This window comes from Algirhabdus cladophorae (assembly GCF_044772865.1).
Lineage (GTDB): Bacteria > Pseudomonadota > Alphaproteobacteria > Rhodobacterales > Rhodobacteraceae > Algirhabdus > Algirhabdus cladophorae.
In genome coordinates this window covers 2,885,050-2,906,461 of the sequence record NZ_CP173029.1, presented here as the reverse complement: position 1 = coordinate 2,906,461, position 21,412 = coordinate 2,885,050, and the positions used below count along the sequence as shown (strand labels likewise).

18 protein-coding genes are annotated in these 21,412 nt (G+C 53.2%); 7 read left to right on the top strand and 11 right to left on the bottom strand.

Going from position 1 to position 21,412, the window contains the following annotated elements; all coding sequences use genetic code 11:
- Positions 1–2: 2 nt before the first annotated feature.
- Positions 3–1,331, bottom strand: a complete 1,329-nt coding sequence (locus ACIRQ6_RS14000; RefSeq protein ID WP_420861223.1) for an ABC1 kinase family protein — start codon at positions 1,329–1,331, stop codon at positions 3–5.
- A gap of 91 nt (positions 1,332–1,422) precedes the next feature.
- On the opposite strand from ACIRQ6_RS14000, the gene ACIRQ6_RS13995 reads away from it, so the two are divergent.
- Positions 1,423–2,370: an aminotransferase class IV gene (locus tag ACIRQ6_RS13995; protein ID WP_420861222.1), complete on the top strand. Its 948-nt coding sequence runs from the start codon at positions 1,423–1,425 to the stop codon at positions 2,368–2,370.
- Here ACIRQ6_RS13995 and ACIRQ6_RS13990 read toward each other — a convergent pair.
- Positions 2,367–3,524 carry a S8 family serine peptidase gene (locus ACIRQ6_RS13990; RefSeq protein ID WP_420861221.1) on the bottom strand — a complete coding sequence of 386 codons (1,158 nt, stop codon included), beginning with the start codon at positions 3,522–3,524 and terminating at the stop codon, positions 2,367–2,369. The two genes, ACIRQ6_RS13995 and ACIRQ6_RS13990, sit on opposite strands and share 4 nt — an antisense overlap.
- A 173-nt stretch (positions 3,525–3,697) precedes the next feature.
- Here ACIRQ6_RS13990 and ACIRQ6_RS13985 point away from each other — a divergent pair, with 173 nt between their 5' ends.
- Complete coding sequence (locus ACIRQ6_RS13985; RefSeq protein WP_420861220.1) at positions 3,698–4,282, top strand: hypothetical protein; 585 nt, start codon at positions 3,698–3,700, stop codon at positions 4,280–4,282.
- On the opposite strand, the gene ACIRQ6_RS13980 is transcribed toward ACIRQ6_RS13985, so the two are convergent.
- Positions 4,283–4,819 carry an RNA polymerase sigma factor gene (locus ACIRQ6_RS13980; protein WP_420861219.1) on the bottom strand — a complete coding sequence of 179 codons (537 nt, stop codon included), beginning with the start codon at positions 4,817–4,819 and terminating at the stop codon, positions 4,283–4,285.
- A 203-nt stretch (positions 4,820–5,022) separates the two neighbouring features.
- On the opposite strand from ACIRQ6_RS13980, the gene ACIRQ6_RS13975 reads away from it, so the two are divergent.
- Together ACIRQ6_RS13975 and ACIRQ6_RS13970 are read left to right on the top strand one after the other, a co-directional pair.
- Positions 5,023–5,370 (top strand): cupredoxin domain-containing protein, encoded by a 348-nt coding sequence (locus tag ACIRQ6_RS13975; RefSeq protein WP_420861218.1) that lies wholly within the window; start codon positions 5,023–5,025, stop codon positions 5,368–5,370.
- Positions 5,371–5,569: 199 nt separating this feature from the next.
- Positions 5,570–9,280: a calcium-binding protein gene (locus tag ACIRQ6_RS13970; protein WP_420861217.1), complete on the top strand. Its 3,711-nt coding sequence runs from the start codon at positions 5,570–5,572 to the stop codon at positions 9,278–9,280.
- A gap of 62 nt (positions 9,281–9,342) precedes the next feature.
- On the opposite strand, the gene galE is transcribed toward ACIRQ6_RS13970, so the two are convergent.
- Positions 9,343–10,326 (bottom strand): UDP-glucose 4-epimerase GalE, encoded by a 984-nt coding sequence (galE, locus tag ACIRQ6_RS13965; RefSeq protein WP_420861216.1) that lies wholly within the window; start codon positions 10,324–10,326, stop codon positions 9,343–9,345.
- Between the two features lie 36 nt (positions 10,327–10,362).
- Positions 10,363–11,754 (bottom strand): hypothetical protein, encoded by a 1,392-nt coding sequence (locus ACIRQ6_RS13960; protein WP_420861215.1) that lies wholly within the window; start codon positions 11,752–11,754, stop codon positions 10,363–10,365.
- Between ACIRQ6_RS13960 and ACIRQ6_RS13955 the strand changes: the two genes are divergently transcribed.
- On the top strand, positions 11,734–12,072 hold the full coding sequence (locus tag ACIRQ6_RS13955) for a hypothetical protein (RefSeq protein WP_420861214.1): 339 nt from the start codon (positions 11,734–11,736) through the stop codon (positions 12,070–12,072). The genes ACIRQ6_RS13960 and ACIRQ6_RS13955 overlap by 21 nt on opposite strands.
- 244 nt (positions 12,073–12,316) lie before the next feature.
- Positions 12,317–13,357, top strand: coding sequence for a hypothetical protein (locus ACIRQ6_RS13950; RefSeq protein ID WP_420861213.1), 1,041 nt, complete (start codon positions 12,317–12,319; stop codon positions 13,355–13,357).
- Here the strand turns inward: ACIRQ6_RS13950 and ACIRQ6_RS13945 are convergent.
- The 6 genes from ACIRQ6_RS13945 to ACIRQ6_RS13920 form a co-directional block, all read right to left on the bottom strand.
- Positions 13,354–14,094 (bottom strand): peptidase, encoded by a 741-nt coding sequence (locus ACIRQ6_RS13945; protein ID WP_420861212.1) that lies wholly within the window; start codon positions 14,092–14,094, stop codon positions 13,354–13,356. The genes ACIRQ6_RS13950 and ACIRQ6_RS13945 overlap by 4 nt on opposite strands.
- Before the next feature lie 51 nt (positions 14,095–14,145).
- Entirely contained in the window at positions 14,146–14,943 is a 798-nt protein-coding gene (locus ACIRQ6_RS13940) for a transglutaminase family protein (protein ID WP_420861211.1), read from the bottom strand.
- Between the two features lie 8 nt (positions 14,944–14,951).
- Entirely contained in the window at positions 14,952–15,893 is a 942-nt protein-coding gene (locus ACIRQ6_RS13935) for an alpha-E domain-containing protein (RefSeq protein ID WP_420861210.1), read from the bottom strand.
- 4 nt (positions 15,894–15,897) lie between these two features.
- Positions 15,898–17,325: a circularly permuted type 2 ATP-grasp protein gene (locus ACIRQ6_RS13930; RefSeq protein WP_420861209.1), complete on the bottom strand. Its 1,428-nt coding sequence runs from the start codon at positions 17,323–17,325 to the stop codon at positions 15,898–15,900.
- A 40-nt stretch (positions 17,326–17,365) separates the two neighbouring features.
- Positions 17,366–18,163, bottom strand: a complete 798-nt coding sequence (locus ACIRQ6_RS13925; protein ID WP_420861208.1) for a transglutaminase-like domain-containing protein — start codon at positions 18,161–18,163, stop codon at positions 17,366–17,368.
- Positions 18,164–18,300: 137 nt separating this feature from the next.
- Positions 18,301–19,941 (bottom strand): thiamine pyrophosphate-dependent enzyme, encoded by a 1,641-nt coding sequence (locus ACIRQ6_RS13920; protein WP_420861207.1) that lies wholly within the window; start codon positions 19,939–19,941, stop codon positions 18,301–18,303.
- A gap of 132 nt (positions 19,942–20,073) precedes the next feature.
- Between ACIRQ6_RS13920 and ACIRQ6_RS13915 the strand changes: the two genes are divergently transcribed.
- Entirely contained in the window at positions 20,074–21,201 is a 1,128-nt protein-coding gene (locus ACIRQ6_RS13915; protein WP_420861206.1) for an aromatic ring-hydroxylating oxygenase subunit alpha, read from the top strand.
- Positions 21,202–21,412 lie beyond the last annotated feature (211 nt).

Genomic DNA, 21,412 nt, shown 5'->3' with positions numbered 1-21,412 from the left:
GTTTACCGGGTCAGATGCGCGTCTAAACAGGCCATCAAATCCACCTGCGCGCCTAGTCGCTTGGCCAGCAAAAAGATCCCACCAAATTTGCGCTGTAGCAATAAAATATCCAAAGGCAGGGGGGGAGGCACAAACCCGCTTTCGGCCAAGGCCATACCCCTTTGCTGCATTTGCGCAGACAGATCGTTGGTCACAAAATCATAGGGCCTGTGGTTCTTGATCGCCAGAAAGACCAATTGCATCATCTCAAGGATCTGTGTGCGATGGGCCGGGTCGGTATCTGCAGTGAAAAAGCCGATCTCAACCCCAAGATCCGTCAGTCTCGCGGTGTCCCCCGCCAAACCAGCCTGCAAAAGCCGCATATATTGATCGGCGATCACAGGATCGATCTGACGTGTCGCACCAAAGTCGAGCAGGACAATTTTCTGGCTTTGATAGTTGTAACGGTAATTGGCAAAATTTGGATCCGTCTGCATGAACCCAAAATCAAACAGTTCCTCTAGGGTCAGTTTGATCAGGGTTTGGGCCACGTGATCCCGTGTCGCCTGCGGTTGATCCATCAGGCTTTCAATTGGCGCGCCTTCAACAAAAGACATGGCCAGAATATCTGGGGTACTAAAATCAAGATAAAATTCGGGCACGATAAAATCCTCGCGACCCTCCAGCAATTGCGCAAAGCGTTGCATTTGCTGCGCTTCAAGGGCGTAGTCAGTTTCTTCGTGGAGCTGCTTGCGGGCCTCGTCCAAATAGGGGGCCAATTCGAACCCCTTGGGTAATAACCCAGACAGGCGCATCAATGCCCCTACATTGGCCACGTCACTGTCGATGCTTTTGGCGACACCAGGGTATTGTACTTTGATCGCCAAATCACGCCCATCTTTCAAAGTAGCGCGGTGCACTTGCCCGATCGATGCAGCCGCAATCGGCCGCACGTTAAAATTGCGAAATGACCCAAGCCACGCGTCCCCCCAGCCCGCGCTCAAGACCTGCTTAAGCTGGTTGGGCGGCATAAAATGCGCATCATCACGCAACCGCGCCATAATCTGTGCCAACTCGGGTGGCAGGACTTCGCCCGTATCCATGGACACCAATTGACCAATTTTCATAGCAGCCCCGCGCATCTGTGCGAGTTGTTCGGCCACGCGGCCAATATTTCGCGGGGTTAGCAAAAGATTGCGCATAGACGGGCGCTGGCCCTGACCGAGCTGCGCCAAACCGTTCACAGCCATGTTGCCCGCAATATTTGCCGTCATTCCGCCCAGTCGCCCAAAGCGTGAGATCCGGTTTGACGGCACCTGTAAGGCGCGGCTGGTCGAGCTATCTTTGTCCATGGCCCTCAGATAGGGCGCGGGGGCGGTGATGCAAATTGACTAAGGCTGCAGCCCGGTGTTTGGTCGTGAAAAGTCTAATGAAAGCCCGACCATGCCCATTGATACCCCCATCTCTCATCATGTCTCGACCCATGATGCCGCTGCCGATGATCGCAACGACTCGATCCTGATTTATGTCGATGGTCAGATCGTACCGCGCGATGACGCCAAAGTATCGGTCTACGATTCAGGCTTTATGTTGGGGGACGGTATCTGGGAGGGGCTGCGTTTGTATGACGGAGTTTTGTCGTTTCTGGATGCGCATCTAGACCGCCTGTTCGAAGCGGCTTTGTTCATCGACCTAGATATTGGAATGACCCGGGCCGAGCTGGTTGAGGCCATCTGGGCGACCCTGCACGCCAACGCCATGCATACAGACGTGCATTTGCGCGTCATGATCACACGCGGGCGCAAACGCAAACCGTTCCAACATCCGCACCTCAGCATCTTTGGATCAACTGTGGTGATTATTGCCGAACACTCAAGGCCCGACGACAGTGTCATCACCCGTGGTATCCGCTTGCACACGGTGCCGCATCATCGTGGTCTGCCTTTGACCCAAGATGCAAAACTAAATTCCCACTCCAAGCTGAACTGTATCATCGCACTCAATCATGCACTGCGCGCCGGTGCAGACGAGGCCCTGATGCTAGATCCGTTTGGCTTTGTTAACACGACAAATGCGTGCAACTTTTTTATTGTGCGTGATGGCGCTGTTTGGACCTCAACAGGTGATTATTGCATGAACGGGATCACCCGCCAGAAAGTGATTGATCTGTGCCGTACCAATGAAATTGCGGTGTTCGAGCGCAACTTTTCCCTGCTTGAAGCCTACGGTGCGGATGAGGCTTTTTTAACTGGTACTTTTGGTGCGCAGACACCGGTGTTTGAAATCGATGGGCGCGAGATTGGGAATAGTACAGCGGGCCCTGTGTTTCACAGGATCCGCAGGCTTTATAAGGATCTTATCGCAGCCCAGATCGAGGCTGCAGGGTCTTAGCCGCCGCACACGGCATCCGCTTGGATCAGGCCATGGCCAAAAATGCTGTCTTTGCCTGGACGTCCTAAATCAACGCTGGCGTCGACCAAGACCTTTGGATCGGTCTCTGTCTGGGTTGCCAACAAGGCGCTGACAAAAGGCGCGGCCAATGAGGTGCCGGAGACAAATCGCCCTGTGTCCTGTGCACCGACAAAAATATCCACGCCCGGTGCTGCAAAGTCGATATGCCCGCCGCGCACGGCTGTTGGATGGATTTTTTGGCGGGCATCTACGGCTGTGACTGCCACGACAGATGGCAGGGCTGCGGGATATTGCAAGGCCGCTACGCGGCGGTCATTTCCGGCGGCTGCCACCAAAACCAACCCTCGTGCCGAGGCAGCGTCAACGGCTTGAGCCAAGAGCTTGTTCGGCGGACCAGCAAGCGAGACATTGGCCACGCGCACGCCGCTTGCCACCAACCAATTCAGTGCCTCGACGATGCTGGCCGCACCAGCCTGATCAAACCCGTCTTTGTCGCGCGTCACCACATTGGCACTATAAAGCACGACGTTTTTCATGCGCGACGGATCGGCCAAAACGCTGGCAGTTTCCGTGCCATGACGCAGCCCACCGGCACTTGGTTCAACAAAATTACGTCGGTTGAGCACTGTATCGCCCTCAGACAAAGCATTCTGTGCAACGCCGCCATCAATAAGGCCAATTGCCGTTACCGCGCGGCACCCGCCTGTTGGCCAATTGATCAGACTATTGGCAAAGGTCCGGCGATCTGTAGACGCGGCTGTCGCTTGTAATTGATAGGCATGATTGACCCCGACGGTTGATCCTGGAACAGCATCCTCAAGGGCGTCAATCGCCTGCTTACCTGTGACATCTTGCGGGATATCAACCGGAACCATGACCAATCCTAGGGCGGGAAGATTGATGGCTGTGTCTGGTTCATATCCCAGATCCTGCGCCGAGCGACGCAGGTTTTCCGGCCCATCGGCATCCGGGGTCAGGGCGTAGACCCTGCCAGTTTCAGCCAGCGCAGGCGCGCCTGCTTGCGAATTGACCGCATAGGGGGCCAAGCCGCATCCGGCCAAAGTGGCAAACAAGGCCACCGCCATAAACTTGCGTTTCAGAGCGAAGAGCGTGGGTTTTGTTGTCTGTGTCATCGTCCAATTTCCTTTGCGCTTTCCTATTGGTCGCCCGGGCGTCAAAATGGTTGAACTTTTTTTCAACCATACACAGACCTGCAACGACACAGTGACAACGCCAACGATTTTAGGATAGGCCAATTATACGGTAACGTGCGGAAATCGGCCTAAGACCTGCAAGGATTTAAACGATGGATCAAGACGACATCATACTGGCTTATTTGCAAGGCAGCCTCAGCCCACAGGACGTCGCAGATTTTGAAATCGCTATAGCGAACTCACCAGACTTGGCTGCGGAAGTCGCCGCTTTGCGCATGGTAAAAAACGTCATGGCCGAACCGCCTTTGGATATGCCCCAAGATGGCTGGGACCGCTTGTCCAAAACGATTGCGGCGCAAATCCCGGCGCAATCGACTGGAAAACCTGCCAACACCAATCGTCCAATTCGCCTGAGCCTATTACAGGCCGCAGGGATTGCAGTGGCGGCTGTTATTGGCTGGCAACTTGTGCAGAGCACGCTGATAACCCCGCAGGGCACAGGCTATTTGCCGGCTTCGATCGAAGAGCCTGCCTTTGGACTGCAAGTGACCTTTGACGCAGATGCCGAGCTTGGCCAGATCAGTGAAGTCCTGATGCAGCTTGATGGCACGATCATCAGTGGCCCCAGTGCCATCGGTCTTTACCGCGTGGCGTTTGTGGATGCAGCCAGTCGCGACGCTGCATTTGAGGTGCTGCGGGCGCGGACGGATTTAACGGACGAGGTTTTGGCAGATTAGTTAGGCGCTACGGCGTCCTAAACAGCGCAGCAACAGTTTCTTGGCATAGAAAATCCGCGCTTTAATTGTGCCCTCGGGTACGTCCTCAAGGGTGCCGATTTGTGCATATGTCATATCTTCGTAAAAGGCTAAACGGATCACGTTTAAATGGTGTGGTTTGAGTTTACTAAGGCAATTTTTTACCCGGTTTGCATCCTCTGACGCCATCAAAACCGCTTCGGCCGAGGGGCTGTCATCGACAGTCTCGGGGATATCATCAACGATGCTCAGGCGGGCTGATTTGCGTTGCCGGTCGATCATTTTGTTGCGCCCGATCGTAAAGAGCCATGTTTTGGCATTGGCGCGGCCTTGGAATGTGCTGGCCGTACGCCATACGTCCAACATTGCATCCTGCACAGCATCATCGGCCATCTGGGCATCTGCCCCACGACCCCTTAAAAACGCAAATAACGCGGGCTGATGGCGCTCAAAGAACACTTTCATCGCTGTCGTATCGCCTTTTGCAATCTGCTCGATCAGATCGGTATCGCTGTGCATGTCTGGATGAGGCCCTATTTTCCAGTTTTTTGACCATTTGTTCTATTTTGAATCTGTTGCACTTAAAGGCGAGTCTGACAAGGGAGCACGGCGCCAATTTGGCCCTGCAAAATTTTTGCTGATGTTTTTTTTAACCTTTTTTGGAGTTGGCGCGACAAAGCCCCAGAGACCTAAACAAGAAACCCAACCAAGGAGACTATGACATGACAGATATGACACGCCGCGCCTTTGGGGCATTGGCCTTTGCGACAACCGCTGCAACTCTTACTGGGGCATCTGCCTTTGCAGCGGGCCATTCAGTTGAACATACCGTCACAATCCAAGGGCATTCGTTTTCGCCCAAAAACCTGACGGTCAACGCAGGCGACACAGTAACATTTGTTAACCAAGACGGTGCACCGCACACGGCGACAGCCAATTCTAAAGCGTTTGACACTGGACGTTTGCGCAAAGGGTCCAAGGCTACTTTGAAATTTTCAACCGCGGGGCGTTACCCCTATTTTTGCGAATTTCACCCCGGCATGAAGGGGTCAATCACCGTTCAAGGTTAATCCCGTAGGGTGATGAAACCCCACGTCCCAAGGCCCAAGCGAACCCCAGCGCTTGGGCCTTTTTTCGGTCTCGGACGACAGATGAAAAAAATCAAACATGGCAAATAAAAAATTAAACCATTTGGTTAAACCGCGCGACCAACTCTTTGAAAGCCAATGAGGTCATTGGCTGATTGTAGATAAAACTGGAGTTTGTCCCATGCCTGAAGTCACCAACGCCCTTATCTCTGTGGAAGCGCAAATCGCAAGCCAAACAACCGCGGATCTAAGCCAGCAGTCCTTTGTTGCTACGTTGTCTGATGGATCATTTGTGACGGTCTATCGTACAGACGGGCAAGTGTTCTTTCAGCATTTTGATCAATTTGGAAACAAAATTGGCGACGAAGCAAACTTTGATCTAGCGGGTTTTGAACTGGACGGCGGCTTTGATATTGCTGCTGTGCAAGGTAACAACTTGGTTTTGGCCTACAAGGCAACGGTCGATGGCCAAACAAGCGCTGTGGTCCAGTCCTTTAACATCAGTGAAGGCGCTGCATTTATCACCAATGATCTGTCGCAGGTTTTTGCAGATGGCGCGGGGGAGATCGTAAACCTTAACCTCGCGGGGTCGACCTTTGCTGAATTAACGTTCAGCTTTAAAAATGTAACCACATCTGAAACGCAATTGGTTGAAAACCGGGCCGTTGTCGGTGGTGCCTTTACCCAAGTCGCACAAACGGACACTGTCGCTGACGCAGATGCAGGGCTTGCTACGGATCTATTGGCCAATGGCAATTCGATCACAATTTTGGATCTCAACGGACCGACCAATACATTCGAGATGGTGATCCGTGCGCCAGATGGCACATTGATCCTGCAACAGAACGTTGTCGCTTCGGGTCAAAATATCTTTCAGGTTCGCGTCGAGGCCTTGATCGGCGGGGGGTATGTGGTGGCCTATGGCGGCTTTGACGGAGACCGGGACGTCTTTTTCCAAATCTTCAATGACGATGGCACCGAACGCAAGGCACCGACGATCTCTATTACCAATGGATCAGATCAAAATGGCGACCCCAATCTGCTGGCTTTGCCTGACGGTGGCTTTTTGATTTTCTTGGACCGCGAAAATGGGACCAGCCGGACATTCGCCAGCCGCTATGATGCAGAGGGCAACGAGATTGGCGGCGATCTACAATTGGCTTCGGGCAATGTCGAACGTCCTGTTGCGACCCTGTTGGAAAATGGATTGGTTGCCGTGTCGTTCTTTGATGGCGGTGTGATCAAGACACAGATCCTTTCGACAGAGGCACTGGATATCGTGCTGACTGATGCGGACGAGACTTTTGCGGCCACGGTCGACAACGACACCATCGAGGGCGGCGCAGGCGCTGACGCAATCGATGGGCGTGACGGGTTCGATTTCGTCTCGTTCAAGGGGGCTGGCGCCGGTGTCACGGCCAGCCTCGATGATCCTTCGCAAAACACGGGCGATGCAGAGGGCGACACCTATGACAATATCGAAGGGATCATTGGCACGGATTTTGACGACAACCTTACCGGTGACTCCGAGGCCAATATTCTGAAGGGTGGCTTGGGCAATGACACCCTTGATGGTGGCGAAGGCGCGGATGAATTGGATGGCGGTGAAGGGATCGATACTGCCAACTACACATTCAGCGAGTCTGAAGTGAACGTAAACCTGACCACGGGACTTGGGCAAGGCATCGGTAGTTTTGCCCAGGGCGACACTCTGATTTCCATCGAAAACCTCATCGGCAGTGTGTTCGACGATCTGTTGTCTGGGGATGCGGGCGTCAACGTGATTGACGGCGGTGACGGCGACGACACGATCAACGGCCTGGATGGCGATGATATGCTGTTTGGCAACGAAGGCGATGACACTATTTTCGGCGGCACCGGTGATGACACAATCGATGGTGGCGATGATGACGACAGCCTGTCTGGTGGGGCGGGCGAGGACTTGATCTTTGGGGGCGACGGCGATGATGTGTTGCGAGGCGGTAGTCTGGGTATCCCCGAAGATACGGATGTGCCCAATGCCGACACGCTGCATGGCGGTGACGGCCAAGACATCCTTTTTGGGGACGCAGGGGATGACACGCTGCACGGTGATGCCGACGACGATGAAATCTTTGGTGGCAAAGGGAATGATGCAATTTTCGGTGGCACCGGCGAGGATGAAATTTTTGGTGGTGAAGGCAAAGACACCATCGATGGCGGCGCAGATGCTGACACGATCTCGGGCAATGAAGGTCAAGACGTCATTTTTGGTGGCGCTGGTAATGACTTCCTCAATGGCGACAGCGGTAAGGATGAACTGACCGCAGGCTTGGGCAACGATAACGTCTTTGGCGGCTCGGGCGACGATACGATCTTTGGGATCACAGGCATTAACACGCTTTCTGGTGACAGCGGTGACGACAGTATCTTTGGCGGCGATGCCTCGGATACGATTTTTGGCGGGGATGGCGAGGATACGATTGTCGGCGGCCAAGGCAACGATACCATTGAAGGGGGGGCTGGCGCGGATAACGTGCGGGCTGGTGAAGGCCTCGACGACATCAAAGGCGGCAGTGGCAAGGACACCATCAAGGCTGGTTCTGGCGCTGACACGATCGAAGGGGGCAGCGGTAACGACAAGATCTTTGGCCAAGCCGGTGCTGACAGGATTTTGGGCGGTGATGGGCAAGACACCATTGACGGTGGTACAGAAAATGACGACATCTTTGGCGGCGACGGCAAAGACAGCCTTTTTGGTGGCACCGGGGATGACACCCTAGAAGGCGGCGCCGGTGATGATATGTTGGTGGGTGGCCTTGGGGCCGACCAAATCGACGGTGGCAGCGGCATTGATACGGTCAGCTACGCAAGCTCTGATGCAGGTGTTTCGGTAATCTGGGAAACAATCGATAATGGCGTGAATGGGGCAGCAAGCGGTACAGGCGGCGATGCCCAAGGCGATAGTCTTTCGAACATCGAAATCCTTATTGGGTCAGACTTTGATGATGTGTTTGTTGCAAACGTGGCCAACAACACAATCGATGGCGGCAAAGGCAACGACATAATTGATGGCGCACGCGGCAACGACTACCTGCGCGGCGGCAACGGTGACGACACGCTGATCGGTGGTTCTGGCGTGGATATCCTCAACGGCGGTATTGGGATCGACACGGCTGTATTTGTTGGGCTTCGCGAGGATTTCATCGCCGAAGAAGGCGCAGATGGCGAGATCCTCATCACAGATCTCAGTGGTCAGACCGACACCCTGACCAATATTGAACTCGTGAGCTTTGATGATGGCGTGTTTAACATTCCCAATCTGTTGGGTACGGCCAACACCCCAACCGAAGGCGATGATGTTTTGGAGGGCACGGGGGCTGCTGACGAAATCGACGGGCTTGGCGGGAACGACCAGATCAACGGTGGAAGTGGTGCTGACGAGCTGCGCGGTGGGAACGGCAACGACACGATCCTTGGTGACAACGGGGCTGACACGATCTTTGGTGGTTTTGGCGCGGACGATATTCGCGGTGGCTCGGGCAATGACGTGGTCTTTGCGGGGTCTGGCGCGGATGAAGTGCGCGGTGGCGCAGGCAACGATGATTTACGCGGTGGCAACGGTGTCGACACAATTGTGGGCGGGACCGGGGACGATGTCCTTAGAGGCGGGGCAGGGGCCGATACCTTCGTTTTCCTCTCCAACCAAGGGGCTGATACCATTGCTGACTTTGACTTGTCAGAGGCAGATTTCATTGATCTGTCCAGCCATAACAGGGCCGATAGCTTTGGTGATCTGACGATTGACCAAAATGGTGCCGACACCGTGATCACATTCGCAAGTGGGTCCGACGTGATTACCTTGGAAGACTTCGACGCGAATACCTTGGATGCCGATGCGTTTGTGTTTTAACCAGTAACTTAGGTAAATCACCCCTCTTGATGATGGGTCTCTAGATCATCAAGGGGGGAGGATTAAGCTGAATTGGCCAAGATGTTGCGTTCCCACAATAACGCATCGCGGACAATTACCTCGAGACTATTGTGTTTGGGTGTCCAATTCAAAGTCTTGGTCAACACATCGGAGTTGGCGACAATGCTGCCGATATCCCCGTCCCGCCGCGTTGAATATACAACTTCAAAGTCATGGCTTTGTCGTTGCACCTCTGCCAGAACCTCTAATACCGAATACCCTTTGGAATAGCCGCAATTCATAGTCAACGGCGTTCGGTGTTTCGTCATATGTTCCAGTGTTTCCACATGCACTTCAGCAAGATCCGAAACATGAATGAAATCGCGCACACAGCTGCCATCCGGGGTGTTGTAGTCCGTACCAAAAACTTCAAAAACACCCGCATTGCTCACGGCAACTTTGGCGGCGACTTTAAGTAAATGCGTAGCGTTCGGAGTTGATTGCCCGCTGCGTCCCTGTGGATCTGCTCCTGCGACATTGAAGTACCGCAAAGCGGCATGGCAGACATTGTGCACACTGCAAACGTCCACCAAAATCTGTTCGAACATCAATTTTGAGTGCCCATAAGGCGAGAGTGGCGCAAAGCTATGGTCCTCGGCGACTTTGTCCGTTTTTGGATTGCCATACACAGCAGCCGTTGACGAAAAAAGCCAGTTTTGAACGCCGGCTAAAACTGTTTCATTCAAAAAGGCCGTCGCGGTAGAGACATTCGCCTGATAGTATTTCACGGGGTCCAGCATACTTTCGGGCACGACAGTGGCCCCAGCACAGTGGATCACGGACGTTGGTTTTTCATCTCGTAAAATACCTCTAAGAGCGGCAGCATCGCCAATATCAGCCTGATAGAAAGCGGCCCCTTTGGGAATGTTTGACGCAATACCGGTTGTCAGATTGTCCAAGATCACGACTTTGTAGCCACGATCCAAAAGACACAGCGCGATATGACTGCCGATATATCCAGCACCACCGGTTACAAGGACCTTCATTGCGCGCCCCATTTTACTGATGTGATCTGCATAATTTTACTCTGCCTTTGCCAGGACTTGGTCGACAAATTCGACGATTTGTGCCCTTGAGCCCGAATTTTGCACAGCATTGCTAGCATAGTCTATCGCATGCTTTGCGGCCAGATCCATTGCGTTGGACGCGTTCAGTATCAATGTGGCGGCCTCTTTTGCTGTGTTAATTGAGGGTAAGTCAGGAAAGACTGTTTGGGGTGCGCCGTATGGGGCGACCATGGGCCAGTTTCGCAATACTGGAACAGCACCGGTCAACATCCCTTCAACAAGGCTTTCGTGACTGCCTTCCCGGTGACTGGTCGACAGGATAAACCCGATTTGAGCGTACCAATTCTGAATATTATCAGTAAACCCATCCACAATCACGGCATCGCCCAAGGCCTTGGCGCGCGCCAGAAATTCAGCACCGTACGCAGCATCGCTCGCGTTTGGGGCCCAAGGAGTACCAACAAACCGGATACGCCAATCGGGATCTGATTTGCGCAGCTCGTCCAATATATCCAGCGCAAACATTGGATCTTTGTTTTCGGATGCATATTGAGTCATCCCCAGGGTTTTGAGGGCGGACGACGTGCGCTGGGCGGGATGTAGGGCGGGCAGGTTACGCAGATTTGCAATAACCGTGTTTGGACAGTTTGGCATAAGCTCGTCACCCAAAACGGCCTTGAACACTTCGCGAATGTGATCAGCGATGAACACTATGCCATCAAAACGTTGTAGGTTTGCAAGATAGGGGTGCGCGACAAAAGCCTCGTAGCTGTGCAGTCGCAGCACGACTTTTTTATCCTGCGGAGCATAAAGTGACAGATAGGTTGCAGCATCATTCAACCACTCACAAAACACGACATCGCACCATTCAAACAACTCGGCGACCATTGGGTTTTGATCCGCCAGTTGCGCCGGGGTAAACCCGCTTGGCTTCCAGCCTTTCGCTTTGTTCAAAATCTGTGTGCCGGCTGACTTTTTCTTTTGGGCGATAGCCTCTTTGACAAAGCGATAGTCCAGAAAACGAACCTCATATCCTTGTTCCATGAAAACATCGGAAACCTGATCTAAGAAATTCCAGTTGTTTGTGAAAAACAGGATGCGCTTGGGACGGTTGATGGGGGCTGCAAAAACACGTTCTGGGGTGACTTGATAGCCCTTGATCACCTCCTGTGACTCCGGTGGAAGCCGATCAAAGATACTGCCCGCTTCTGGGCGCGTTTGAGTGAATTTTTGAAACACAGAAGGCTGCAACATAGGTTTGCCGCTGCGATCGTCGGTCCCAATTTTTAGTGTATTCTCGAGGCTTAGACTAAGAAGTTCGCTCGGGCCTAAATCTAGTTTTTTGGCAATATTGAAATACTGTTCAAAATCACTCGACACGACGTGATGGCGAAACAAAAGTGTCATAGCGGTTTTGGTAAAACCCTGACCCATTGCGTGAAGCTGTTTGTTGGCGATCCGGTCAAGAATGGCAAATGCATCTTGTGTTTTGCCCAAAATAAGCAAGACGACCATGTAGTTTTCCAGCCGCGCTTTGGTGACAAACTTCAAAGTGCTACTTTTTTTATACAAAGCTTCAAGCCGATCGAGTCCCACTGGATCGATCGTGCTCATCCCATCCTGAGCGGCCAATCTGCGATAACACTTAAGCGCAGGATTACTCATTTTCTCGATTGTATCGCAAAAAGTGACGGCTTCAACAAAGGTTCCAAGACCCGCCTTTAAGTTGTTTGCCGAAACTTGTTTTTTAAAATTGCCCCGGGCTTTTTTGGCCTGCGCGTAGTTCTTTTTGTTGATAAGCTTTTGAAATAATTGACTGAGCAATCCCGAAAAATAAACTGGGCGCATAGTGATAAATTCTTTCTAGAATGGAATCCACTTTCTCATAGTACGCATTTGTGGAAGATTAAACAGTGGTTGCTCTTTGATACTCCAAGACGGGGCCACCAAGCCAAATTTAGAGGCCTACATGACATCCCGCAGACCGAAAATCTTTTGTCAATTTTCTGACCGAAACGTCCTTGAGCCTATTTCAGGCGACCGGATAAATGAGATTAGGTTCTATCGTTCGTTGTCGTCCTTCGCGGATGTGTATTACAACGATACCTTGATTGATTGGTCTACTGGCCAAATTGGGGATCCTGCGGGATTGAACCCGCCATCGCGTAATTACGACCTCTATTACGTGCGTGCCAATCCTTCGCTTTTGAAGTCGCTGCCGCATCCCAAAGTCACAATGGCCTATCCTTATGACCCTGATACATTTGGAAAAATTGATGGGCTTATCGTTACGACAGACGCTTGGCGTGAGTTGCTTTTGGCGCATCCCACGTCTGACAAGGCCCGCGCTCAGTTAGCCAAGTGGTATCCGGACGCAGTGATCAGGCCAGATGCGATTATAAACGTACAGCAAACCCTTGATCCAATGTTCTTGAAGCCCCCCAATTCAAAGCGGCAGTTTTACTGGCGTACTCAAATGACCGGTGCCAAGGCTTTTGGCTTTTTTGGCCGAATTTCGGATGAAACCCTCCCCTCTGAACTGTTGGACAGCGTTCAAACTCTTCAGGAAACATCAAAAGATGTAGGTTCCCCGATGAGTGTCTTGGCCGGTAGCATTCGGACTAGACTGCCTAAAAACGCAATAAACCTTGGGTCGATTGACTATACTGATATGCCAAATGCACTGTCTACGTGTCGTGGTACCTTGGGACAATATTGCGCGGATTCAGAATTTTTGGGATCAGGGAAAATTTTGGATTCGATGGCTTCTGGCGTGCCAATTGTTACCCGGATCAACCCTGTAAGGATCGAACAGTTAGGTGATTATCCTGGCATTTACAAAAGCCAACAGGAGGCCGAAACGCTGTTGCGCGATCTCACAAATGACGATGATTTCCATGCGGAAATGTCGCAAAAAGTACGACATCGCGCCGAGCATTTTGTCCCAGCAGCAACGGGCGCCAGAATACACAACCGGTTGCAGGACGCCGGGCTATTGCCGCAAGTCTAGGACGGGTCCAGCGTATAGCTGGGCAACTGGGCCAAAGCGTTGCTGAGCGCGTCGCCCCAACTCTCTGAAATAGAGGCATAATATGGGTTGTCAGCCTCGATACGGGTATGGGCGCCAACGGCAAAACTGTCTTGGGCATAGATGTGAAAATCCAAGGGCAGGCCGACGGACAAATTAGCCTTGATCGTTGAATCAAACGACACCGTCAGCAGACGAATAGCATCTTCAAAATTCATCTCGGGATCATAGGCGCGCACGAGAATGGGCTTGCCGTATTTCGTCTCGCCGATCTGGAAAAACGGGGCATCATCCGTGACTTCGATGAAATTCCCCTCGGGATAGATCAAAAACAAGGTGGGCGCGCCGCCTTTGATTTGACCACCCAAAATCACCGATGCCTTGAAGCTGGAGGTCGATGTCTGGCCTTCGAGGCGACTGTCCTCAATCACCTCCTTCAACGTTGATCCAACCAGCCGCGCCACTTGGAACATGGTGGGTTGCTCAAGGATCGTTGGATTGCGTTCCGAAGGGGCTTTGCTGCGTTCCTCCAGTAGGCTGATCAGCGCCTGAGTGGTCGCCAGATTGCCAGCTGTCATCAACGTAATCGCCCGCTCGCCTTCAACTTCGTATGTGAACATCTTTTTGGTGATGGAAAAGTTATCCAGCCCCGCGTTGGTGCGGGTGTCCGACATAAAAACAAGACCGTCGTTCAGTTTCAGGCCTACGCAATAAGTCATATAGTCGTTCCAGTGTTGACGCACGCCCTCATCATAGGGCCCAGGGATTACCTATTGTTGAACTTGCAAGGATACAATCATCGATTCCAAGCCTGCGCCAACACGCATTCCCGTTATTGGGGCTGCATCGCGTGAATCGCGCCCAGTGGCCATACGAACGTAGCGTTCATCGGGTGAAATACCATTTGAGATATCAAACCCGACCCAACCTAGACCGTCCACATGAGCCTCGGCCCAGGCGTGGCTGGCGTCTTGATCCACGCGATCATTCATCATCAGATAACCGCTGACATAGCGTGCGGGGACCCCCGCATGCCGCGCGGCAGCTATGAAAATCTGCGCGTGGTCCTGACAGACGCCCTTGCCTGCCAAAAAGGCGTCTTCGGCAGTGGTGGCAGCGTCCGTTTGGGCCAGGCCATAAGGCACGGCCTCGATGATTTGGGCAGACAGTGTATGCAGGCTGGTAAGGGCTGCGTCACCGGTTTGAACGGTCTTGGCCAGTGTTTTGACATTGCGCCCTGCTGTGGTGCGCGGTGTGTCTTGCAAGAAATGCCATAGGGGGGCAGCACCGTAGACTTTGCCCAAGACCCCGTCGGAACACAGCGTTTCTACCTCGCCAGAGGCTGTGACTGCTACAGAGGTGGTGCCAGTGTTTACTTGCACCAGCGTGGTGTGGTTTTTGTACTGGTCATTGAACGTCAGCTCGGGCGCGCCGCCATCAATGGCGACGGACCAGTCCAAAACCCGTTGCTGTGGCGAGGATACTGGCGTTAGACGCAACTGTTGCAGGCCGTAATTGACAGGGGCATCATAGCTGTAGGTCGTTGTGTGACTGATCTTGAGTTTCATGACACTCCTTACCCGATGAACTGGTAATCTTGTTCGATCTGCATGCCGATCGCGTTGTTTTCACGGATAAAATCGATGATGAAACTGTGCAGCCCTTCTTCAAAGATCGACGCAATCGTGTGCTGTCGCAGCTTTTCGCGTTGGGCATCAATCATGTCATGGGATTTAAACCGCGTGCCGTAGTCTTTCGCCAGAAAGTTCAGGTTTTCTTCGATGATGCGGCTGGAAAATGCCAAGGACCGTGGGAACCGCGAGTCCAAAATGAGGAATTCTGCGATATTGGCCGAGGTCATATCGCCTTCGTTGAGCCACCGAAACGAGCGGTGGGCCGAGACGGATCTTAGGATGGTTTCCCATTGGACATTGTCTAGGGGTGAACCTACGAAACTGGCCGAGGGCAGCAAGGTGTAGTATTTGACGTCGATAATGCGGGCGGTGTTGTCGGCCCGTTCCAAGCCTGTGCCAATCATCGCAAAATCATAGATGTCGTTGCGCATCATCGTGCCATGCAAAGCACCGCGCACCAATGCCGTCTGGCGCCTAATTTCGCCCAAAATCGCAGGCAGGTCGGTTTCTTTCACTGGCCGCTTGAGCAATTGCTTGAGCGACATCCAGTTTTCATTCACCGCCTCCCACACTTCGGTCGTCAGTGCTGTGCGCACCAATCGCGCATTCGTGCGCGCCTTTTCCGAGGCTGAAAACACGCTGGACGGGTTTGATGGATCGCGCAGCAAATAGTCGACCAAGGTGCTGGCGTCATAGCTATCGTATTTGGCGTTATAGCCGTCCATGACACCGGCCGTGGCAACGACAGATTTCCATTCTGCGGTTGTGTCTTGGGATCGGGTCAGGGCGATACGAAATCCTGCTTCGATCAAACGCGCAGTGTTTTCGCTGCGCTCAAGAAACCGGAACATCCAATAAAGGCCACCTGCTGTTTTGCCAAGCACTGCGTCAGTCCTCCAAAACCCAAGTGTCTTTTGTGCCGCCGCCCTGGCTGGAATTGACCACCAGCGACCCTTGTTTCAAAGCGACACGGGTAAGCCCACCGGGCGTGATGTTGATCCCCTTCGGCGACACCAAAACAAAGGGGCGCAGATCCACGTGCCGCGGTGCGAGGCCTTTGTTGGCAAAGATAGGAACAGTCGACAGCGATAATGTGGGCTGGGCGATATAGTTGCCGGGGGTCTTGCGCAGCTTGGCGGCAAAGGCCGCGATTTCCTTTTTGCTGGCCGCAGGGCCCACCAACATTCCGTAGCCGCCCGATCCGTGCACTTCTTTGACCACCAGATCCGCCAGATTGTCCAAGACGTAGGCCAAGGCATCTGGTTCAGAACAGCGCCAAGTTTGCACGTTTTTCAAAAGGGCCTTTTCACCGGTATAAAACTCGACGATGTCGGGCATGAACGAATAGATTGCCTTGTCATCAGCGATCCCGGTGCCGGGGGCATTGGCGATTGTGATATTGCCCGCGCGGTAAACATCCATGATGCCCGGAACGCCAAGCATTGAATTTGGATCAAAGTTCAGCGGATCCAAATAGTCGTCATCAACGCGCCGGTAGAGCACATCGATCACTTTGTAACCTTCTGTGGTGCGCATGGCTATGCGCCCATCAACGACCCGCAGATCGTGCCCCTCGACCAACTCCACACCCATCTGATCGGCGAGGAACGAGTGTTCAAAATAAGCCGAGTTGAAAATGCCGGGTGTGAGAACGGCGATTGTCGGCGTGCCCGTACACCCCTTTGGTGCGCAAGCCGCAAGGGAACGACGTAGGTTCTTGGGATAGTTGCTGACGGGTTGGACTTTGTTCTGGCTGAAAAGTTCGGGGAACATTTGCAGCATGGTTTCGCGGTTTTCCAGCATATAGGACACGCCCGAAGGGGTCCGTGCGTTGTCCTCGAGCACGAAAAAGTCGTCCTCGCCCGTTCGCACAAGATCAATACCGACGATATGGGTGTAGACATTGCCCGGCGGCGAAAACCCCATCATCTGCGGTGTAAATGCCTCGTTTTGGGCAATTAACTCGCGGGGGACGACGCCTGCGCGCAAAATTTCCTGCCGTCCGTAGATGTCGTGCAAAAAGGCGTTTATCGCCGTGACGCGCTGTTCGATCCCTTTGGACAGTTTGGTCCATTCGCGGTTCGAAATTATGCGTGGGATCAGATCAAAGGGAATAAGCCGCTCTTGGGCTGCCGCCTGTCCATAGACATTGAAGGTGATCCCGGTGCGCCGAAAAAAGGCCTCGGCCTCTTTGGACTTTTTGCTCAACCGACTGGGATCTTCTTTTGAAAACCACTTTTGATATTCTTGATAGGGTTGCCGCACCGCATCGGAATTCAAAAGCATCTCGTCGAAATGCTGTTTGCTATCGCTCATAATTTATAGGTTAACGCATTTCGTTAGGACCGCAACGCGATTACTGTTGAGCGCTGGTTTGCGGACGTTGATGAACAGCGACTGACTGATTTTTAAGCTCTAAAAAGCCATAGGATGTGAGGAACGACACATCCGCAGCATCCCGTCCAACGCCAATGCGGATCACCTCATCGGGTTTTGTCATGCCCGTGGGATCCACCAGATGCCATGCACCGTCCAAGAATACCTCTACGAGCGCATGAAAATCCTGTGGGCTGACTGCAGGGCCATAGGCGCTGACATAGCGCGCGGGCAGCCCTGCACCTCGCGCCAAGGTAATCAGGATATGGGCAAAATCTCGACATACGCCGGACCGCGCCGTCAGGCTTTCGTGGGCTGCTGTGCCCGCATGACTTGCTGTGATGTCGTAAGTCATGTTGGCAAAAATCCAATCGCTCATGGCTTGGATCAGCGACCCGCCTTGCAAATTGGAAAACTGTTGTTCGATCAGGTTCAGTACTTGTTCGGGGTGGCAATAGCGCGAGGGCATCAAATAGGTGTTCACCTCGCCGGGCAATTGCGAAAAAGCGGTGGCTGGCAGGTTGGCGATGGGCTTTTGGGGGCGGGTCACGCGCACCAAGGCCTCATATACGCAGTCCAAATTTTGGGGGATATGCAGCCAACGGCGGATTCCAATGTCACCTTCACCATTAATGGTTTGGCTTGCGATCGCCGCTGCAAACGTCAAGCTCTCATTGAGGATCGTCTGGTTTGGATCTGTGGCCGCCTCGATTTGCAACAATGCATCACAGGGCTGCGCTGCGCGGTAGGACAAAACGGCCCGAAGAGAATAGTCCATACCTGCCTCGCAAAGTGTCGCTGCATGTTAAATGCAATCTGAGGGCCAAAAAGGCGGATTTATGACGTAGATGCAAGGTCCTAATCGTTTAAGGACTACCCCATCGACCATTCCAAAACGCAGTCCGTTACGTCAATTTATGACTTCAGTTGTTTTCCGGGGGCGAGGAACTCAGGCCCTAATGGAACATCGATCAGATTGACGCCTTTGTGCGAGCGGGCCTTGGCCAAAGCTGCCTTGAAGGCCGCTAGATCATGCACTCTTTCCGCCTTGGCCCCAAACGATTTTGCAAAGGCCACAAAGTCTGGATTTGTCAGTGCGGTGCCCGAGACCCGCCCGGGATATTCCCGTTCTTGATGGGCGCGAATTGTGCCATATCGGGCATTGTCGATCACAATAACCGTGAGGTTCAATTGGTGATGCGCGGCTGTGGCCATTTCCTGACAGGTCATCATCAAACAGCCGTCGCCCGCTATGGCGAACACTTCGGCATCGGGCCGCGTAGCCGCGGCCCCAACAGCGGCAGGCAGACCATATCCCATGGATCCCGAGGTTGGCGCCAATTGCGAGAAGGGCGCGCGAAACTTGTAAAACCGGTGCAGCCAGCCTGCATAATTTCCAGCCCCGTTACACATGATAGCATCGTGAGGCAGAACCTCTGTCATATGCGCGAAATAAGAAGCCAACGGATCCTCGGGCAGCAGATCGGCATTCGCAAAGTCGAGGTAGGATGCATGCAACTGCGCTGTTCTCGCCTCAAAAGTGGCGGGTTTCAGGGGGGACCAGTCTGCAGCAGCACAGCAAAAGCTTTCCATGTCGGCCACCAAAGCCTGTTGTGGCTCATAAACCCGGCCCAGTTCCTCGCCTTGAGGGAAAACATGCACCAAGTCTTGCTTTGGGACAGGCACATCCAGCAATTTGTAGCCGCCCGTTGTCATCTCGCCCAAGCGCGGGCCAAGCGCGATCAACAGGTCTGTCTGGCTCAGGGCTTCGGCCAAATAAGGGGTTGGCCCTACACTAAAATGTCCAGCGTAGTTTGGATGGGTGTTGTCCATTAGGCTTTGACAACGCAGGGATACGCTAACGGGCAGGGCTTGGACCTCGGAAAACTGCTGAAGGGCTTGGATCCCCTTTGCTGTCCAGCCACCGCCCCCTGCAATAATCAACGGGCGCTTGGCCGATTGGATCCGGTCCTGAAGGGCTGCCATTTCACTGGGCACGGGCGCAGATCGGGGCACTGTTATTGGCCTTGGCTCAGGCGGCGGGGTGATTTCGTCGTAGAGCATATCCTCAGGCAGCGCTAAAACAACGGGTCCGGGGCGCCCACTGAGGGCAGTGCGGTAGGCGCGGGTGACGTATTCTTGAATCCGGCTGGGATCATCGATTTGTGCCACCCATTTGGCCATCTGCCCAAACATCCGGCGATAGTCGATTTCTTGGAACGCTTCGCGATCAATCATGTCCCGCGCCACTTGGCCGATAAAGACAATCATCGGCGTGGAATCTTGATAGGCCACGTGTACCCCAGCGGATGCATTTGTGGCGCCCGGTCCACGGGTCACCATACAGATCCCGGGCCGTCCGGTGAGCTTGCCGTGAGCCTCGGCCGCCATAGCAGCGCCACCTTCCTGACGGCATGTTACAAAGGAAATAGCCCCTTCGCGACCATGCAGCGCGTCCAAAATCGGCAAATAGCTTTCACCTGGAACACCGAAAATATGTGTGGTGCCTTGGGCGACCAATTGATTAACCAAGTGATCTGCTGCGCGTTTGGACATGACCCGTCTCCTTTTGGGGGGTTCCCTATGGTATTGATGCGCCAACAAGATCCGAATTAAAAGTGTCTTGAAAACAATTGCGCCAGCCGTCACTTTGTGCTGGATTTTGGACGGCTAGCCAAAGGATCCATCATGAAAGACGCTGTCGAGGAACTAGGGGAAGCAGTGGCCGTGCCATTCGAGCAGGCCCGCGCTATGCCGCCATCTGTGTATACATCTGAGGCGTTCCTGAAACGCGAACTGTCGGACATCTTTTCCCAAGACTGGTTTTGTGTCGGACGCGCCAGTGCTTTGGCCGCTGGTGGGGATTATATCACGCTGGAATTGGCGGATCAGCCCATCGTGGTACTGCGCGATGCGAAAGGTGAGTTGCGGGCTATGTCCAATGTGTGCCGCCACCGGATGTCGACGCTGTTGGAAGGGCGTGGAAACACGCGCTCTATCGTGTGCCCTTATCACGCATGGACCTATAATCTGGACGGCAGTTTGCGCGGTGCCCCTGCCATGACCCTGAACACAGACTTCTGCAAAGAACATTACAGCCTACCTGATATTCGATGCGAAGAATGGCTGGGCTGGGTTTTTGTTACGCTCAATCCCGATGCGCCAACTGTGGCCTCGTCTTTGTCCAAGGTCGAGGAATTGGTGGGCGATTATGGCATGGAAGGCTACACCGAAACCTTTTCCGAAACCCATATTTGGGATACAAATTGGAAGGTTTTGGCCGAGAACTTTATGGAAAGCTACCATTTGCCAGTATGTCACGCCGGCACGATTGGCGGCCTGTCCAAGTTGGAGGAAATGATCTGTCCCCCCGGCGAAGAGGCGTTCAACTATCATACGATTTTAAAGGATGACACGTTGAACATCGCTTTGGCGCATCCTTCAAACACACGTCTTGAAGGGGAACGGCGGCGGATGACTTATCTGCTGGCGATTTATCCGGGCTTAATGATCACGCTGACGCCAGGATACTTTTGGTACCTCAGCCTGCATCCGCATGGCGTGGGTCAAGTGAAGATCGCATTTGGCGGGGGTATGTCCCCTGATTACGTTAACGATCCTGCGGCGCAATCCCATTTCGCGAAACTCAAGACCCTTTTGGACGAGGTAAACGTCGAGGATCGTGGCTGTACCGAGAAGGTTTATCGCGGGTTGTGCGCAACGTCGGCGCAGCCGGGGCATTTGTCTCATCTGGAACGTCCAAACTATGACTTTGCCCACTACCTTAACAGTCGCGTTCAAGCCGCCAACAGGTGACGCCATTGGCTATCAGGTCCCGCTTGTTAGAGGCCTATTTTTAAGCGACGGATCGATTTTGTGCGGTAAATCTGCGCTTTCGTCCCCGCAGCTAAAGAAAGAATCGCAAGCAACGTGAGTGAAAGATAAAATTTTGGTCTTTTCACTTAGAAAGGCCTCATTCTGGCTGATAAAAATTAAGTTGTTGGCCCTATCTTGGATCTAGGGCGCT

Bases quoted from the DNA above. Each gene is read 5' to 3' on its own strand.
- ACIRQ6_RS14000 (WP_420861223.1), bottom strand. From the start codon at position 1,331: ATGGACAAAGATAGCTCGACCAGCCGCGCCTTACAGGTGCCGTCAAAC.
- ACIRQ6_RS13995 (WP_420861222.1), top strand. From the start codon at position 1,423: ATGCCCATTGATACCCCCATCTCTCATCATGTCTCGACCCATGATGCC.
- ACIRQ6_RS13990 (WP_420861221.1), bottom strand. From the start codon at position 3,524: ATGACACAGACAACAAAACCCACGCTCTTCGCTCTGAAACGCAAGTTT.
- ACIRQ6_RS13985 (WP_420861220.1), top strand. From the start codon at position 3,698: ATGGATCAAGACGACATCATACTGGCTTATTTGCAAGGCAGCCTCAGC.
- ACIRQ6_RS13980 (WP_420861219.1), bottom strand. From the start codon at position 4,819: ATGCACAGCGATACCGATCTGATCGAGCAGATTGCAAAAGGCGATACG.
- ACIRQ6_RS13975 (WP_420861218.1), top strand. From the start codon at position 5,023: ATGACAGATATGACACGCCGCGCCTTTGGGGCATTGGCCTTTGCGACA.
- ACIRQ6_RS13970 (WP_420861217.1), top strand. From the start codon at position 5,570: ATGCCTGAAGTCACCAACGCCCTTATCTCTGTGGAAGCGCAAATCGCA.
- galE (WP_420861216.1), bottom strand. From the start codon at position 10,326: ATGAAGGTCCTTGTAACCGGTGGTGCTGGATATATCGGCAGTCATATC.
- ACIRQ6_RS13955 (WP_420861214.1), top strand. From the start codon at position 11,734: ATGGCGAAACAAAAGTGTCATAGCGGTTTTGGTAAAACCCTGACCCAT.
- ACIRQ6_RS13960 (WP_420861215.1), bottom strand. From the start codon at position 11,754: ATGACACTTTTGTTTCGCCATCACGTCGTGTCGAGTGATTTTGAACAG.
- ACIRQ6_RS13950 (WP_420861213.1), top strand. From the start codon at position 12,317: ATGACATCCCGCAGACCGAAAATCTTTTGTCAATTTTCTGACCGAAAC.
- ACIRQ6_RS13945 (WP_420861212.1), bottom strand. From the start codon at position 14,094: ATGACTTATTGCGTAGGCCTGAAACTGAACGACGGTCTTGTTTTTATG.
- ACIRQ6_RS13940 (WP_420861211.1), bottom strand. From the start codon at position 14,943: ATGAAACTCAAGATCAGTCACACAACGACCTACAGCTATGATGCCCCT.
- ACIRQ6_RS13930 (WP_420861209.1), bottom strand. From the start codon at position 17,325: ATGAGCGATAGCAAACAGCATTTCGACGAGATGCTTTTGAATTCCGAT.
- ACIRQ6_RS13925 (WP_420861208.1), bottom strand. From the start codon at position 18,163: ATGGACTATTCTCTTCGGGCCGTTTTGTCCTACCGCGCAGCGCAGCCC.
- ACIRQ6_RS13920 (WP_420861207.1), bottom strand. From the start codon at position 19,941: ATGTCCAAACGCGCAGCAGATCACTTGGTTAATCAATTGGTCGCCCAA.
- ACIRQ6_RS13915 (WP_420861206.1), top strand. From the start codon at position 20,074: ATGAAAGACGCTGTCGAGGAACTAGGGGAAGCAGTGGCCGTGCCATTC.